Annotated in this window: 15 protein-coding genes; 7 read left to right on the top strand and 8 right to left on the bottom strand. The window is 72.8% G+C overall.

From position 1 onward, the window contains the following. Positions 1 to 2: 2 nt before the first annotated feature. The gene (locus tag AB0H71_RS22340; protein WP_357024045.1) at positions 3 to 872 is read right to left on the bottom strand and encodes a YdcF family protein; all 870 of its coding nucleotides are present in this window, start codon (positions 870 to 872) and stop codon (positions 3 to 5) included. Positions 873 to 1,035: 163 nt separating this feature from the next. Here AB0H71_RS22340 and AB0H71_RS22335 point away from each other — a divergent pair, with 163 nt between their 5' ends. Beyond that, positions 1,036 to 1,890, top strand: a complete 855-nt coding sequence (locus AB0H71_RS22335; RefSeq protein ID WP_357024042.1) for a bifunctional 5,10-methylenetetrahydrofolate dehydrogenase/5,10-methenyltetrahydrofolate cyclohydrolase — start codon at positions 1,036 to 1,038, stop codon at positions 1,888 to 1,890. A 152-nt stretch (positions 1,891 to 2,042) separates the two neighbouring features. Here the strand turns inward: AB0H71_RS22335 and AB0H71_RS22330 are convergent, their stop codons facing one another. The 4 genes from AB0H71_RS22330 to AB0H71_RS22315 all read right to left on the bottom strand — a co-directional run bounded on the left by AB0H71_RS22330 (position 2,043) and on the right by AB0H71_RS22315 (position 5,918). Next, a complete protein-coding gene (locus AB0H71_RS22330; RefSeq protein ID WP_357024526.1) occupies positions 2,043 to 3,230 on the bottom strand; it encodes a cation:proton antiporter in 1,188 nt (395 codons plus the stop codon). A 110-nt stretch (positions 3,231 to 3,340) separates the two neighbouring features. Beyond that, positions 3,341 to 4,303 (bottom strand): TIGR03557 family F420-dependent LLM class oxidoreductase, encoded by a 963-nt coding sequence (locus tag AB0H71_RS22325; protein ID WP_357024039.1) that lies wholly within the window; start codon positions 4,301 to 4,303, stop codon positions 3,341 to 3,343. Between the two features lie 76 nt (positions 4,304 to 4,379). Beyond that, positions 4,380 to 5,132, bottom strand: coding sequence for a L,D-transpeptidase (locus AB0H71_RS22320; RefSeq protein WP_357024037.1), 753 nt, complete (start codon positions 5,130 to 5,132; stop codon positions 4,380 to 4,382). A gap of 120 nt (positions 5,133 to 5,252) precedes the next feature. Then, positions 5,253 to 5,918, bottom strand: a complete 666-nt coding sequence (locus AB0H71_RS22315; RefSeq protein WP_357024034.1) for a cyclodeaminase/cyclohydrolase family protein — start codon at positions 5,916 to 5,918, stop codon at positions 5,253 to 5,255. Between AB0H71_RS22315 and AB0H71_RS22310 the strand changes: the two genes are divergently transcribed. Beyond that, complete coding sequence (locus AB0H71_RS22310) at positions 5,910 to 7,058, top strand: LLM class F420-dependent oxidoreductase (RefSeq protein ID WP_357024032.1); 1,149 nt, start codon at positions 5,910 to 5,912, stop codon at positions 7,056 to 7,058. The two genes, AB0H71_RS22315 and AB0H71_RS22310, sit on opposite strands and share 9 nt — an antisense overlap. Before the next feature lie 52 nt (positions 7,059 to 7,110). Here the strand turns inward: AB0H71_RS22310 and AB0H71_RS22305 are convergent, their stop codons facing one another. Beyond that, entirely contained in the window at positions 7,111 to 7,443 is a 333-nt protein-coding gene (locus tag AB0H71_RS22305) for an STAS domain-containing protein (protein WP_357024523.1), read from the bottom strand. Between the two features lie 123 nt (positions 7,444 to 7,566). After that, the gene (locus AB0H71_RS22300; protein ID WP_357024029.1) at positions 7,567 to 8,130 is read right to left on the bottom strand and encodes a hypothetical protein; all 564 of its coding nucleotides are present in this window, start codon (positions 8,128 to 8,130) and stop codon (positions 7,567 to 7,569) included. 819 nt (positions 8,131 to 8,949) lie between these two features. Between AB0H71_RS22300 and AB0H71_RS22295 the strand changes: the two genes are divergently transcribed. The 3 genes from AB0H71_RS22295 (at position 8,950) to AB0H71_RS22285 (ending at position 13,420) form a co-directional block, all read left to right on the top strand. Continuing rightward, entirely contained in the window at positions 8,950 to 10,545 is a 1,596-nt protein-coding gene (locus tag AB0H71_RS22295; protein WP_357024026.1) for a hypothetical protein, read from the top strand. A 419-nt stretch (positions 10,546 to 10,964) separates the two neighbouring features. Next, positions 10,965 to 12,068 (top strand): cytochrome P450, encoded by a 1,104-nt coding sequence (locus AB0H71_RS22290; protein WP_357024023.1) that lies wholly within the window; start codon positions 10,965 to 10,967, stop codon positions 12,066 to 12,068. 20 nt (positions 12,069 to 12,088) lie between these two features. Beyond that, positions 12,089 to 13,420, top strand: coding sequence for a dipeptidase (locus AB0H71_RS22285; RefSeq protein WP_357024021.1), 1,332 nt, complete (start codon positions 12,089 to 12,091; stop codon positions 13,418 to 13,420). Between the two features lie 181 nt (positions 13,421 to 13,601). Here AB0H71_RS22285 and AB0H71_RS22280 read toward each other — a convergent pair whose 3' ends face one another. Beyond that, positions 13,602 to 14,441, bottom strand: coding sequence for a helix-turn-helix transcriptional regulator (locus AB0H71_RS22280; RefSeq protein ID WP_357024018.1), 840 nt, complete (start codon positions 14,439 to 14,441; stop codon positions 13,602 to 13,604). 128 nt (positions 14,442 to 14,569) lie between these two features. Here AB0H71_RS22280 and AB0H71_RS22275 point away from each other — a divergent pair, with 128 nt between their 5' ends. After that, complete coding sequence (locus tag AB0H71_RS22275) at positions 14,570 to 15,508, top strand: SDR family oxidoreductase (protein WP_357024016.1); 939 nt, start codon at positions 14,570 to 14,572, stop codon at positions 15,506 to 15,508. 61 nt (positions 15,509 to 15,569) lie between these two features. Then, complete coding sequence (locus tag AB0H71_RS22270) at positions 15,570 to 15,830, top strand: hypothetical protein (RefSeq protein WP_357024013.1); 261 nt, start codon at positions 15,570 to 15,572, stop codon at positions 15,828 to 15,830. Positions 15,831 to 15,844 lie beyond the last annotated feature (14 nt).

The raw sequence follows: 15,844 nt of genomic DNA, 5'->3' as shown, positions 1-15,844 counted from the left end.
ATTCAGCGGCTGGCAGCCAGCCGGAAGGTGCGGGAGGCATCCAGGTAGATCCCGCGCTGCCCGGCCCGTCCCGGCGGCGGCAGATTCGACACCAGCTGCTCCAGCGAGACCATCGCCCCGACCACCGCGGTCCCGGCGACGATGAAATCGGCGACCGCCCGGCGGATGTGGTTCGGCGAGGTCACCACGACAGCGCTGGTCACCCCGGCAGCGCGCAGCAGGTCGGTGCTGAAGAGCGCGTTCTGCACCGTCGAGCCGGCCCGGTTCTCCACGATGATCCGGCCGGCCGGGATCCCGCGCCCGATCAGCCACCCCGCCATGGCATCGGCCTCGGCGATCCCGTTCTGCGGATTCCCGCCGGTGACGACCACCCGGGAGAGCGGCGCGGCGATCGCCTGCACCCAGGCCGCGGTCAACCGATTCACCAGCTCCGGGCGCAGCGCGCCGTCCGGCAGCAGCCCGTAGCCGAGGACGACGATCCCGGTCTGCGGCCCGATCAGCGCGGGCAGCGGGTTGGGCAGCGTGCCGACGGCGGCGCCGATGGCGTCCATCACCCGGCGGGTGCCCTGGGCGCGGGCGGGGTCGAGCCCGGCGAGCCTGCGCATGGCGTCGTCCACCGCGGGCCGGTCGCCGGCGTAGTGCGACCAGAGCGCTTGCAGCGCGATCGCCTCCGCGTCGTCCGGCGCGGCGCCGATGAGCGCGCGCAGGTCGGCGCGGCCCGCGGCGTCGTCACCGGCGGCGAAGTGCCGCTGCGCGGAGTTGTAGAGGTCGTCCGGGTCGGGGTCGGCCACCGCGGGCGCGGCGACCGCCCCGGACAGGGCCAGCGCGGTCAGCACCGCGAGCAGAATCGTTCGGATTCGACGAGTCACCACAGGTCACACCTTTCGCGGACGGCAGCCAGCTGTGCTGTAGAGCAGCGACCACGATACGGCTGAGGCTGATGTTGCGGGTGTGAACTCGCCGTAAGTCGGCGATCGCGGCCGGAAGGGTGACACCGCGGCGGCGGACCGAAACCGCCCCGATAGGGTTGACCCCGTGGAGACCGCATCGCTGACCGGCAAGGAAGCCGCCGCCGCCCTGAACGCCGAGACCACCGAGCGGGCCGCCGCGCTCGCCGCGCGCGGCCGGGCCCCGCGCCTGGCGCTGGTGGTGGCGAACGCCGATCCGGCCAGCGCCTGGTACGTGAACTCGCTGCGCAAGTCCGCTGCCAACCGCGGCATCGAGTGCGACACCGTCGACCTCGGCGTCGACGCCGACATCACCACCCTGCGCGCCGAGCTCGCCGCCCGGACCGCCGACCCCGCCGTCGACGCCATCATGCTGCAGACCCCGCTGCCCGCCGGGGTGAAGCTGGAGGACGTCGCCGCCGCCATCGGCGCGGAGAAGGACGTCGACGGCGTCGCCCCGCTCTCGCTCGGCCTGCTCGCCGCCAACACCCCCGTCTTCGCCCCCGCCACCGCCGAGGCGGTCGTCGTGCTGCTGAAGCAGCACGGCATCGAGCTGACCGGCAAGCACGTCGCCGTGGTCGGCCGCTCCAATGTCGTCGGCAAGCCGCTGGCCCAGCTGCTGCTCGCGGAGAACGCCACCGTCACCGTCGCGCACTCGCGCACCGCCGACCTCGCCGCCGTCACCGCGGCCGCCGATATCGTGGTCGCCGCCGCGGGCCGGGCCGGGCTCATCCGCGCCGAGCACGTCCGCGCCGGCGCCGTCGTCATCGACGTCGGCACCAACGAGGGCCCCGACGGCAGCATCGTCGGCGATGTCGACGCCGATTCCGTACGCGGCCGCGCCGCCGCCCTCAGCCCCGTCCCCGGTGGCGTCGGCCCGGTCACCACCGCGCTCCTCATGCGCCACGTGGTCGAGGCCGCCGAGCGCGCCGCCGAAGCCTGAGCCGCGTTCCGCCCCGCAACGGCCGGTCCCGCCCGGCCCGAGTCGCTGGTCCTGTCCGGCCCGGCGGCCGGTCATCGCTTGCCGCGGGCGCCGGTCTTGCCCTGCCGCGGCGTCCCTCACCTCCGCCGGTCGGGGCCGACCGGCGCCCCCGGTCACTCCCGAACGCGCTCCGGCGCTCGCGGCTTCCCCCGCAACATCCGCATGACCGGCTCGACGATCCGCGCCGCCACCGGCCCGATAATCGCCATGAGCAGCACGTAGGTGGTGGCGAGCGCGGTGAACGAATCGGGCAGCGCCCCCGCCGCCACCGCCAGCCCGGCGATCACGATGGAGAACTCACCGCGCGCCACCAGCGCGACCCCGGCGCGCGCCCGCCCCATCTCGCCCGCCCCGGCACGCCCGGCCGCCCACCACCCGGTGGCGATCTTGGTCGCCGTGGTCACCACCGCGAGCAGCAGCGCCCAGGCCAGCACCGGCGGAATGCTGCGCGGATCGGTGTTCAACCCGAAGAGCACGAAGAACATGGCGGCGAAGAGGTCGCGCAGCGGCTCCAGGATCTTGGTCGCGGTGTGCGCGGTGGAGTCCGAGATGGCGATCCCGAGCAGGAACGCCCCCACCGCCGCCGACACCTGCACCGCCGAGGCCAGCCCGGCCACCAGCAGCGCCGCGCCGAGCACCTTGAGCAGGAAGATCTCCCGATCGTCGCTGGCCACCAGCGCGGAGACGTAGCGCCCGTAGCGCAGCGCCACCACCAGCACCACCGTCACCGCGGCGAGCGCGATCCCGAGCGTCCAGAGCCCGGCGATCAGCCCGACCCCGGCCAGCACCGCCGTGAGCACCGGCAGGTACGCGGCCATGGCCAGATCCTCGAACACCAGGATCGACAGGATCGTCGGCGTCTCCCGGTTGCCGAGCCTGCCGAGATCGCCGAGCACCTTGGCCACGATCCCGGAGGAGGAGATGTAGGTGACGCCCGCCATGGCGATCGCCCCGACCGGCCCGAGCCCGAGCAGCAGCGCCACGATCACGCCCGGTGTCGCGTTCAGCGCCAGGTCGAGCAGCCCGGCGGGCCAGGACTTGCGCATCCCGGTGACCAGCTCGGCGGCGGTGTACTCCAGCCCGAGCAGCAGCAGGAGCAGGATGACGCCGATCTCACTGGCGAGGTGGATGAATTCGTCGACCTCGTGCAGCTGCACCAGCCCACCGGAGCCGAACACCAGCCCGCCGAGCAGGTACAGCGGAATCGGGGACATCCCGATCCGCGCCGCCACCCGGCCGAGCACACCGAGACCGAAGAACACCGCTCCGAGCTGGATCAAGGCCAGCGCGGTCTCCTCGATAACCACCGGTCAGCCGTCCCACCCCGTGTCGCGCCTCATTACCTGCACTTTACTCGAGTGTGGTGCACCAAGATCGCCCGGCCCCGGAAAACGGTCGCGGGCAGGTGCTTTCAGGCGCCGAGCGCGCGCAGCGGGCCGTCGAGCTCGCTCGCGTAGAAGTCGAGGAAACCGTCCGGGTCGGGGCCCGCGTTGAGCAGCACCAGGTGGTCGAAGCCCGCGTCGGCGAAGGGCCGCGCCGCCTCGACGATGCGCTCCGGGTCGCTGCCGCAGGCGAAGTTCTCCCGGATGTCGTCCAGCCGGACGGTCTCGGTGGCGGCGGCGAAGTTCACCGGGTTGGGCAGCTCGCTCATGACCTTCCAGCCGGTCACCGCCCAGCGCGAGGTCTCCAGCGCCGCCTGCGCGGCGGTGTCCGCGTCGGGCGCCCAGGCCAGCGGCACCTCGGCGTAGCGCGGGCCGGAGCCGCCCGCCGCGGAGAAGGCGCTGACCAGGTCGGCATCCGGATCGGTGGCGAAGAGGCCGTCGCCGAGCTCACCCGCGAGCCGCGCCGCCTCCGGTCCGCCCGCGGCGACCACCAGCGGCGGCAGCTCGTCCGGCAGGTCGAAGATCCGCGCGTCGGAGAGCTGGATGTACTTGCCCTCGTAGCTCTGATATCCGCCCTGCCAGAGCAGCCGGATGATCTCCAGCGCCTCCCGGAACATGGCGTGCCTGATCTGCACCGGCGGGAACTCGCGGCCGACCACGTGCTCGTTCAGCCGCTCGCCGGAGCCGACGCCGAAGGTGAAGCGGCCGTCGCTCACCAGGGCGAGCGTCGCCGCGGCCTGGGCCACGATCGCCGGGTGGTAGCGCAGGATCGGGCAGGTGACCCCGGTGACGAGCCCGGCCCGCTCGGTCCGCGCGGTGATGGCGCCGAGCACCGTCCAGGCGAAGGGGGAGTGCCCCTGGTTGTCCAGCCACGGGTGGAAGTGGTCGCTGATCTCGACGAAGTCGAACCCGGCGCGCTCGGCGGCGACCGCCTGCCGGATCAGCTCCTTCGGCCCGTACGCCTCCGCGACCAGCTTGTACCCGATCCGCATGTCGCCTCCGCCTCTCCGGGCGGCCGGGCGCGTCCCGGCCGTCGAGCGGCGCGTACCCGGGCGGCGGCGGCGAAAACTACCAGTGCAGCTGCACCGGGTCGCCGATCCCGGCGTTCTCGTAGAACCAGGAGGCGTCGTCCGGGGCCAGGTTCACGCAGCCGTGGCTGACGTTCGCCGACCCCTGCGACTCCACCGACCACGGCGCCGAGTGCACGAAGACCCCGCCCCAGGTGAGCCGCTCCGCGTACTCGCCCTGGATGAGGTAGCCCTCCGGCGAGCTGAGCGGAATGCCGATGGTGCGCGAGTCGAAGGTCACCCGGCGGAACTTCTCCAGGATCGGGAAGGTGCCCGCCGGGGTCTCCCAGCCGGGCTTGCCGTACGAGGCGGGCATGGTGCGCACCGGCACGCCGCCGATGCTCACCGTGAAGGTGTGCGCCGAGATGTCACCGACCGCGCTGAACCCGGCATTGGTCTCGAACTCGGTGCGCCAGCCCGCCGCGAAGACCTGCACCTTCGTGCGGGCGGGCAGGAAGGCCTCCGGCAGCCAGGTCAGCTCGGTGGCGCTGTTCCAGGTGACGTGGCCCGGCACCGCCTCCGGCGCGCGCACGGTCAGCGCCCGCTCGGCCGCCGCCCGATCGGCCACCGGCGCCGCGTAGCGCACCGTGACCGGGGGATAGATCCCGACCGTGCGCCCCTCCGACGGGGTGATCGCGACGACCGCGGGGATATCCGGGGCGGCCGCGATACTGCCGAACGCGGCGCCGACGCCGGTCACCGCCAGCGCGACCACCGCGGCGAGCAGAAAAAGAGGCCGACCCGCGCTCCTCATGACAACCACCTTCGAACCGGGTGTGGTAAGTAGGTGTTCAGCCTAGGCCGTCATGATCTTCGCGGTCCAGCCGAGCGCGCGTCCTGAATCCGGGGTAACCCGGTTGAGACACGGTCGGTTTCAGCCGCGAACCGCGCGCACGACCTCCGTGTGCAGGGCATCCGCCCGCGCGGTGATCTCCTCGACGCGGGCCAGCGCGGCGGCGAAATCGGCCAGATCGTTATCCGCGACCGCGCCGCGCAGCGACACCAGGTTGATCTCGATGTTCAGCCGCGAACTCGTCGCGGCGGCCCTGGCGGCATCCGCGGCGGCCCCGATATCGGTGACCACGTTCGGGTTGCCGATGGGCAGCAGGTCGGCCGCGAGCGCCAGCACCTCGTCGGCCGCGTCCACCACCTCCGCGGGCACCCGGGCCGCGCCGAGCAGCGCCTCGGTGATCGCCCGCTGCCTGGTCTCGGACTCCTTCGGCAGCTTGTAGGCGGCGCCCACCGCGGTGAAGGCGGCGGCGTCGGCGTCGGCCAGCGCCAGCGCGCGAACCCGCGCGGCGTCCGCGGCGGCGATCACCCGGTCGATCTCCGGCCGGTGCTCGGCGTCCTTGGCCCTGGTGGTGTAGCGGGCGACCATGGCGACCAGCGCCGCGCCCTGCGCCGCGTGCAGCGCCGCCACCGCGCCACCGCCCGGCGCGGGCACCTTGGCGCCCAGCTGCTCCAGGTACGCGGCGACGGTGACGGCGCCGAATCCGGCTTCGGTTCCTGCCTGCGGGCTCGGCGCGGGTGGTTGCGACACGGACGGCACCTTTCGTGGTCGGGGGCTGGCCGCTACACGCTATCCGGCCGCGTCGGCCGCACCGGTGCTCGGCCCGGCCGTAGCCGGGGATATGTTGACCCCATGCGGATCGGATTGGGGATCAACTACTCGGGCGGTTTCAAGGAGGTGGCCGCCGAGGTGGCCGACCTCGAGCGCGCCGGGCTGGACATCGTGTTCGTGCCCGAGGCGTACTCCTTCGACGCGGTGAGCGCGCTCGGCTTCCTGGCCGCCCGCACCGAGCGGGTGCAGCTCGCCTCCGGCATCCTGCAGATCTACACCCGCACGCCCAGCCTCACCGCCATGACCGCGGCCGGGTTGGACTTCGTCTCCGACGGCCGCTTCGTGCTCGGCCTCGGCGCCTCCGGCCCGCAGGTCATCGAGGGTTTCCACGGCGTCCCGTACGACGCCCCCATCGGCCGCACCAGGGAACTCATCGAGATCTGCCGCAAGGTGTGGCGCCGGGAGCGGCTGGAGTACGACGGCAAGCACTACCGGATCCCGCTGCCCGAGGGCGCGGGCACCGGCCTCGGCAAACCGCTGAAGCTCATCAACCACCCCGTGCGTGAGCGCATCCCCGTGCTGCTCGCCGCGCTCGGCCCGAAGAACGTCGAGCTCGCCGCCGAGCTCGCCGAGGGCTGGCAGCCCATCTTCTTCCTGCCGGAGCGGGCCAAGGACGTCTGGGGCGAGGCGCTCGACGCCGGCTTCGCCAAGCGCGACCCCGCGCTCGGCGACCTCGAGGTCTACGCCGGCCCCGCGCTCGCCATCGGCGAGAACGTCACCCCGCTGCTCGAGTTCGTGAAACCGCACCTCGCGCTCTACATCGGCGGCATGGGCGCGCGCGGCAAGAACTTCTACCACACCCTCGCCACCCGCTACGGCTACGGCGCCGAGGCCGACCGCATCCAGGAGCTGTACCTGGCCGGGAAGAAGGAGGAGGCCGCGCGGGCCGTCCCCGACGACCTGGTCCGCGACATCTCCCTGATCGGCCCGGCCGGCTTCGTGAAGGAGCGCGTCGCCGCCTTCCGCGAGGCCGGCGTCACCGTGCTCAACGTGGTCCCGCTGGCCGGCACCGCCGCCGAGCGCGTGCAGCTCATCGAACAGCTCCGCGACATCGTCTGAACGCGGCTCGGCCCCGCCCGTCGAGGGGCGGGGCCGACGCCGTGGGCTGTGCTCAGCCGCGCCCGGCGACCGCCTCGTCCAGCGTGGCGTACAGCTTGAACACCTGGTCCAGGCTCGTCATCTTGAGCTGCCTGCTGGTCGCGGGGCCGTCCGCCACGACCGCGATGGCCGTCGACTCCCCGGCCCGCTGATGCGCGGCCACCAGCGTCGCCATCCCCGCCGAGGCCAGGAAGCTGACCGCGGTCAGATCGATGATCAGCGCCGCGGGCCGCTCGCCGAGAATCGCGTCGATCGCGTTCTCCAGCGCGGGCGCCGTCGCCAGATCCACCTCGCCCGCCACCGACAGCACCGTCGCGCCCTCGCGCGAGGAGACGGTGGTGGTCATGGTGTCCGTGAGGGGGTACGCGTCGCCCGATGTGTTGGTCACGATCCCACGACACACAATTACGCGCGAAAACGCAACCGCAGTGTGGTCACGGGGCTCTGTCGGGGCGCCGGTGCGCTCGGGTCAGACGGCGCGCAGACGCTTGCTCCGGCTGCTCCGCGACGGATTCGCCACCGTCAGGTACGCACGCAGGATGCCCCGGATCTCGTGCTTGTTGCGGGCGTTCAGCTCGAGGAGCAGCTCCGGGGTGTCGCGGCCGAACACCTCCGCGAGGCGCCGATCGTGCCCGTAGGCGATACCGCGCAGCCACAGCGCCTGCGCGAGCACGAAGCTGACCGGGAACAGCACCGCGAGCCCCAGGACCACCAGCCACTTCGGCTCGGCGAAGGCGAACCCCGCCGCGCCGGCGGCCACGGTGACCAGCCCGGCCGCGACGAGCGGCGTCCGCTTCCCGCGCCGGTACAGCTCCGCGATCACCATGGCGCTCGCCAGCCCGGCCTCCTGCTCGGCCGGGGTGAGCTCGCCGAAGGCGGGCCCGACCACGAGCACCGTCTGCTCGGGCTGGGGCAGTGCGCGGACGCCCTCGGCCACCCATGCCGCGACCGGCCCCTCCTGGAGCTGCGGGGGCGCTATGCCCAATCGGGTCGCCAGTTCGCGGGTGCGGGCGTCGATGTCATCCAATTTCACCGCCACATCATCCACGGGGCGGTGACGCGGCTCAAACGGCCGCTCGCGCCGCACCCGGGGGGTGAATGCGCGCGCCGCTCAAGATCTTTTACGATTCCATATCGATCAAGCGACCAATCGGCAACAGGGGGAGCGGGGCGGGCACGGCATCGGCTGCGTGGCTACCATTCGGAAACATTCCGCGCTCACGGCTTCGGGCGGGCAGTAGAGCTAATAATCGGCTATCGCACAGCCATCGTTTCGACCTGAACTTCGAGAGTTGCTGTGGCACAATGTGTCATGTGTCCCGGTCGCTCAAACTGAACGTTGCAGCACCGGTGACTTCCCAGGTAGGCGCGTTCGACTGTGAAACGAACATGGCGCCGGAGGCCCGAAGCGAGCTGGGCGGAGCCGACCTTCGCCCAGCTCGCCGATCGCGGCCCGGGGAATCCTCTGCTACACGCCCGCGACCCTTCATGGTGCGCGCGGGCGGGTCCGGGGGGAGGGTGCGTGATCCCGCGATTTCCGACGGAAGAACCACCTTTCGCTCCTCCGGTGCGCTCGTGCGGCACCGGTCGGCCTCGTCGAGCCGGAAGGCGGCGGCGATGGCCTGAACGTCACCCCGGCGGTGGGGCCGGGGGTCGGAAAAGGGTAGGAGCAAGTGCAATGGTCGAGCAGGGGTCTGATGAGCGTGAATCGCTGGCCGATTTTCTCCGGCACGGGAGTCCGGAATTCCATCGGCGGTTACAGGAGATTCTGAGTAGTCCGGACTATCGGGTCACGGACAAGCAAAGCCAGGAGCAGCGGCGCGAGAACGCGTACGCTCAGCTGCGGTACCTGGTGAAAGAGATCGGCAGCACCAAGACGGTGGCGACGACGCTGCCCGAGCTGTTCGCGGTCTTCGATTGGGCGGCGGTGCTGGCGACCGATCTGATTCCGCTGATCTCGGGGCACTACAACCTGGCCTCGGGCAGCCTGGCCACACTGACCGACGCCGAGGCGGCGGAGCCGTACCTGCACGATCTCGACGATGCCTCGGCCATCGGCGTCATGCTGCTGACCGAGTACGGCTGCGGCTCGAACATCGGGTTCATGCAGACCACCGCGACCTGGGACGGCGACGGGTTCGTCATCAACACCCCGAACCCGCGGGCCAGGAAGTTCATGCCGAGCGTCGGCATTCCGGTGTCCCGGGTCTGCGTGGTCGGCGCCCGCTTCATCGACGCGGCCGGCGTCGACCAGGGCGTGCACCTGTTCACCGCGCGGCTCCGGGACGCGAGCGGCGAGGCGGCGCCCGGCGTCACGATCACCCAGCTGGACCACCAGCCCCTGGTGATCATGGACAACTCGGTGATCAGCTTCGACGGCCTCCGGGTCGACAAGAGCGCCTGGCTGAGCAACGACCTCGCCACGATCGACGACGAGGGGGTGCTCACCTGGCGCGACGAGACCAGCCGGAAGCGCGGATTCCCCTCCGCCATCAGCCAGCTGACCGTGGGCAGGCTGGCGCTCTCGTCCTGCCTGAACGCCTCGGCGCGGTCGGCGCTCCACATCGCGCTGACCTACGCGGGCAAGCGGCCGGTGCCGCTCACCCCGCTGGACACGCCGCTGATGATCGATATCCCGCACGTGCGGGACACGCTGCTCACCGACCTGGCGGGCACCGTGATCCGGACCATCTACGGCAACGCGGTCAAGACCTCGCTCGCCGACAGCGACCTGACGCACCGGGACACCGTGGTCTCGGTCATGCTGGCCAAGCCGTTCATCCAGCTGCACGCGCTGGAGACGGTGACGCACGCGCGGATCAAGATGGGCGCGCAGGGCATGTTCAGCGCCAACCGGGTCGCCGACTACCTCGGTGTCTGCCACGCGGCGATCACCGGCGAGGGCGACTGCGCGGTGCTCGGCTCGGTGGCGGGCCGGGTGCTGGCCAGGCAGCTGGCCGGGAAGACGCCGCCGGACCCGGTGCTGTACGACCCGGCGGACGCCGCCGACCGGGAGCGGGCGCTCAATGCCAGGACCCTGACCATCGTGCAGGAGGCGCAGGAGCACCTCGCCACCCCGGCGCTGGCCGATCGGCTCGCGGTCATCCCGCAGGCGCTCGACCTCGCCGAGGCGTACTGCGCGGAGGAGGCGCTCGGGCTGCTGCACGGGCACGCCGCGCACCCGGAGATCGTGGCCGTGCGGGACGTCTTCGCGCTGGACTACCTGGACCGGCACGCCGCCTGGTACCTCACCCGCGGGCTGCTCGACCCGGCCGCGGCCGCGGTGACCAAGCGCGAGCTGGCCAGGGCCATCGACGAACTCGCCGGCCACCTGCCCGCGCTGCTCGACGCCTTCGGCTTCGACGACGCGATCCTCGGTGCTCCGGTACTGTCCGATGATCTGCCCGCCGCCTGGGACGACCGCATCCACGACCCGAACCGGGGGTGATCACCCCGGCCCGGGTGCCGTAGGGCGCCCGGGCGGGGCGTTCCCGGGTGCGACACCCGTGGCGCCGGCCGGATACGGTCACGCCCGCCGGGGGATTCCGCGTACCGCCGCGGCATCCCCCGGCGCGGCCGCCGTCTCCAGTGTGCTGCGCAAAGATCAACGCGCACTGAGAGTCTGGGTCATGCCGCGGGCGGGATCGCGGCGCCGATCGGCGCCGCCGGTGCTACCCTGTCGCAATCCGAGATCGAGGAGATTACGTGCATCCGCATCACCCGCTCCAGGGTGCTACCGCTACAACCATCAACCCGAAGCGGTCGATCGAGTCCATCGGCCCCCGAATCCCGATCTACACCCAGGAATTCGCGGCCGACCCCCATGAGGCGTATCGCCAGATGCGCAGAAACAATTATGGACCACTGGTGCCGGTCGAGATGTGGCCCGGCGTGCCCGCCACCCTGGTGATCAAGTATAGCACCGCGGTGCGCATTCTCGGTGACGCACACCATTTTCCGGCCGACCCGAGCGTCTGGCAGAAGACCGCGCCGCAGGACATCCCGATCATGCCGATGATCGAGTACCGGCCGAACGCCATCCGCACCAGCGGCGCCGAGCACGCCCGCTACCGCGACGCCATCAATTTCGCGCTGGCCGGGATCGACCTGAATTCGCTGCGCTCGATCGTGGAGACCTCCGCGGTCCCGATCGTCAACACCTTCTGCAAGGAGGGCAGCGCCGACCTGCTGAACCAGTACGCGCTGCCGCTGGTCTTCTCGGTGCTGTGCCAGATGCTGGGCTGCCCGCCGGAGATCGGCGAGCAGGTGGCGAGCGCCAGCGCCGCCATGTTCGACGGCGTCGACACCGAGACGGTGAACGCCATCATGGGCAACGCGCTGCTCGACCTGACCGCGCTCAAGCGCGCGCACCCGGGCGACGACATCACCACCCGGCTGCTGCAGCACCCGGCCGCGCTCACCGACGAGGAGATGGTGCACCAGCTGGTGCTCTTCTTCGCCGCGGGCGTGGAGCCGCCGGTGAACCTGATCGCCAACACCCTGCTGCTCATGCTCACCGACCCCCGCTTCACCAGCTCGGACGGCCGGGTTCCGCTCTCCACCCGGGCCGCGCTCGAGGAGCGGCTGGCCACCGACCCGCCGATGGCGAACTACTGCATCACCTACCCGCGCCAGCCGATCCAGGTCGAGGGGGTGTGGCTGCAGGCAAACGAGCCGGTGATCATCAGCATGGCGGCCTGCAACACCGACCCGGAGATGAACACCGGCGAGTTCGAGGGCAACGGCTGGAACCTGGCCTTCAGCAGCGGTGATCACGCCTGCCCCGCGCAGGCGCGGCCGTACGGGCTGCTGCTCGCGCAGGACGTCATCGACCAGCTCCTGGACACGCTGCCCGAGGTGGAGCTCGCGGTGCCGCCGAACGAGCTGATCTGGCGGCCGGGGCCGTTCCACCGCGCGCTCTCCGCGCTGCCGGTGGTCTTCCCGCCCTCGCATCCGCTGCCGGTGCTCTAGCAGCGCCTACGGTGGAGGTCGTGAGTACCGAGCTGACCGCCCGCGTCGCCGAGCTGATGACGCGGGCCCGCGACGACCTGGCCGAGCTGGTGGCGCACCGCTCGGTGCACCTGGAGCCGGGTAGCGGGGCGGCGTGCCGGGCCGCGGCCGAGTGGACCGCGAAGGCCTGCGCCGAGCTCGGCTTCGAGGTCGAGGTGGTCGAGACCTCGGACGGCAGCCAGGCGGTGGTCGGGTACCGCCCCGGCGCCACCGCCGAGGCCCGCACGGTGCTGCTCTACAGCCACCACGACGTGCAGCCCGCCGGGCCGGTGGAGCGGTGGAGCTCGCCGCCGTTCGAGCTCACCGAGCGGGCCGGGCGCTGGTACGGGCGGGGCGCGGCGGACTGCAAGGGCAACCTGGTCGCGCACCTGACCGCGCTGCGCGCGGCTGGGCCGACCGGGTGCGCGGTGCGGGTGATCGTGGAGGGGTCGGAGGAGGCGGGCGGTGCCGGGCTCGACGATCTGGCGCGGCGGCGCCCCGAGCTCTTCGACGCCGACATGATCGTCATCGGCGACACCGGCAATGTCGCCGTCGGCACCCCGACGCTCACCACCAGCCTGCGCGGAGTGGTGAACGCTGAGGTCACCGTGCGGGCGCTCGGCTCGGCGGTGCACTCCGGGCAGTTCGGCGGCGCCGCGCCGGACGCCATGGCCGCGCTGCTGCACGGGCTGGCCTCGCTGCGCGACGCCGCGGGCGACACCGTCATCGACGGCGTCCCCGGCGACCAGCGCTGGACCGGCGCGCCCTACCCGCCCGAGGTGTTCCGCGCCGATACCACCGCGCTGCCAGGCACCGAGCTGCTCGGCACCGGCACCCCCGCGGACATGGTGTGGGCGCGTCCGGCGGTCACCGTCATCGGCATCGACGCCCCCGGCACCGCCGACGCCGCGGCCGCGATCATCCCGGAGGCGGCCGCGCTGCTGAACCTGCGGGTGCCGCCCGGGCTCGACCCGCGCGCCACCTACGACGCGCTCGCCGCCCACCTGCGCGCGCACATCCCCTGGGGCGTCGAGGTCGAGGTGCGGGCACAGGTGATCGGGGCGCCCTTCGCCGCCGCCACCGACGGCCCCGGCTACGCCGCGCTCACCGCGGCGCTGCGCACCGCCTACGGCGCCGAGGTGGTGCACTCCGGGCAGGGCGGCTCGATCCCGCTCTGCACGGTGCTGGCCGAGGTGGTGCCGCGCGCCGAGATCGCGCTGCTCGGCGTGGAGGAGCCGCTGTGCCGGATCCACGCGGTGGACGAGAGCGTCGACCCGGAGGAGCTGCGCCGCACCGCGCTCGCCGAGGCGCTGTTCCTGACCGGCTTCGCCTGAGCGCGAACCGGTCCCGGGATTCGTGGCAGGCCAGGTGGTTGGACATGGATGCCGTGCGCCGCGACGTGGGGTCACCGCACCGGAGCGCGCACCGGCCGCCGCGGCGCCCGCCGGTGCGCCGAGGCTCGCCGGGCTCGCCGCGGACCCGACGCCGTACGGCTGGCCGGGGCTGCGGTAGCGCTCAGGCGAGCGTCTGGGCGCCGATCACACCGAGCAGCTGGAGCTTCTCGTAACTCTCGCTGCCCGGGGCGGCGGTGAAGACGAGCAGGTGGTGCGCGTGCTCGGGGTCGAGCAGGGTCTGGCAGTGCAGCTCCAGCGCACCGACCTCCGGGTGCGCGAACCGCTTCACCCGGGCGGGGCGGATGCCGATCTCGTGCGCCTCCCAGAGCGTGCGGAACTCGGGGCTGGCGGCGAGCAGCAGCTCGGCGTAGTGCCCGGCGCGCGAGCCGGGGCCGCGGCGGGTGACCACCTCGCGCAGCCCGGAGGCGTAGACCCGGGAGAGGAAGGCGTGGTCGTCCGGGTGGTAGCGCGCGCGGGTGGCGGGGTCGGCGAACCAGCGGTAGCCGATGCTGCGCAGCGGGCCGGTGAGCGCGGCGGTATCGCCGTTGAGCGCCACGGCGAGCGGGGTCTGGCGCAGTGTCTCGCCGAGCTCGGTGACGATCTCGGCGGGGGTGTCGTGCAGCCGGTCGAAGATCCGGAGCATGCCGGCGCCGATGTGCTCGCCGCCGGCGTCGCGGGCGGGGGAGTGCTGCCCGCCGAGCCGGAAGAGGTGGTCGCGCTCGTCCAGGGTGAGCCGCAGCCCCTGCGCCATGGCGGCGAGCATCTGCGGCGACGGGTGCGGGCCGCGCTCGCGCTCCAACCGGGCGTAGTAGTCGGTGGACATGTGGCAGAGCGCGGCGACCTCCTCGCGGCGCAGCCCGCCGGTGCGGCGGCGCGGCCCGCGCGGGAGCCCGACGTCCTCGGGTTGCAGCGCCGCGCGGCGGCGGCGCAGGAACTCCGCCAGCCCGGGTCGATCGATCATCGCCGGTCCTCCTCTCGTCCCCGCATCATTTCTACTGGCGGGGGCGGGTGCGAGCCACGGATCGGTGATCCCTGGATGCGCTCGGGCGGGCAGGTGACGGTGGAGATACCCGATCCGAGGAGGACACCGTGTTACGCAGAACCATCGACATCACCCTGCCGCCGCTCACCGGCCGCCGCGCCGTGCTCACCGGCGGCAGCGACGGGATCGGGCTCGGCATCGCCACCCGGCTGGCCGCGGCGGGCGCCGAGGTCGTGCTGCCGGTGCGCAGCGCGGCCAAGGGGGCGGCGGCGCTGGAGCGGATCCGGGCGGCGGCGCCGGACGCCGCGGTCACGCTGCGCGAGCTGGACCTCTCCTCGCTCGCCTCGGTCGCGGCGCTCGGCCGGACACTGCGTGCGGAGGGCGCACCGATCCACCTGCTGATCAACAATGCCGGGGTGATGACCCCGCCGGAGCTCCAGCGCACGGCAGACGGTTTCGAGCTGCAGCTCGGCACCAACCATCTGGGGCACTTCGCCCTGGTGGCGGAGGTGCTGCCGCTGCTGCGGGCCGGGGGCGCCCGGGTCACCTCGCAGCTCAGCATCGCCGCGAACGGCGGGGCGATCAACTGGTCCGACCCGAACTGGGAGCGCTCCTACGACGGTATGCGCGCCTACCGGCAGTCCAAGATCGCGCTCGGGCTCTTCGGGCTGGAGCTCGACCGGCGCAGCCGGGCCGCGGGGTGGGGCATCACCAGCAACCTCGCGCACCCGGGTGTCGCGCCGACCAGCCTGCTCGCCGCCCGGCCCGAGGTCGGGCGCGCCGCGGATACCGCGCAGGTCCGGGTGATCCGCTGGCTCTCCGCGCGCGGCATCCTGCTCGGCACCGCCTTGACCGCGGGGCTGCCCGCGCTCCATGCCGCGACCACGCCCGAGCCCGGGCAGCTGTGGGGCCCGTCCGGCCCGGGGCACCTCGGGGGCGCGCCGGGCGAGCAGAAGCTGTTCCCCCGGCTGCGGAGCGCCGCGGACGCGGAGCGGCTCTGGGACCTCTCCGAGCAGCTCACCGGGGTCGCCTTCGCGGCCGCCTAGCTTTCCGCGGCCGGTCGGAGCAGGGTGGAGGGTGCTCGAACCCGCCGTGAAAGGATCCACCGTGTCCGGCCGAACCGAATTCCGCTCCGTGCTCGCCCGCCTCGCGGTCGCAGGCGTCTGCGCCGCGGCCCCGCTCATCGCCCTCGCCGCGCCCGCGGCCGCCGCCCCCTTCGACTGCCACGTCTGGGACGGGCCGACGCTGCCGGGGGAGCGGTGCTACCCGCACGAGCCGCGCCACCGGCCGCAGGAGCCGCCGCGGCACGAGCCGGACCGGCCGGTCCCGAGCGACTACTTCGGCCCCGGCTGGTTCGGCAGCAGCTAGCACGTTTCCGGAAG

The organism is Nocardia sp. NPDC050697 (assembly GCF_040654395.1).
Classification (GTDB): Bacteria; Actinomycetota; Actinomycetes; order Mycobacteriales; family Mycobacteriaceae; genus Nocardia.
This window is presented reverse-complemented; position numbering and strand designations above follow the sequence as displayed.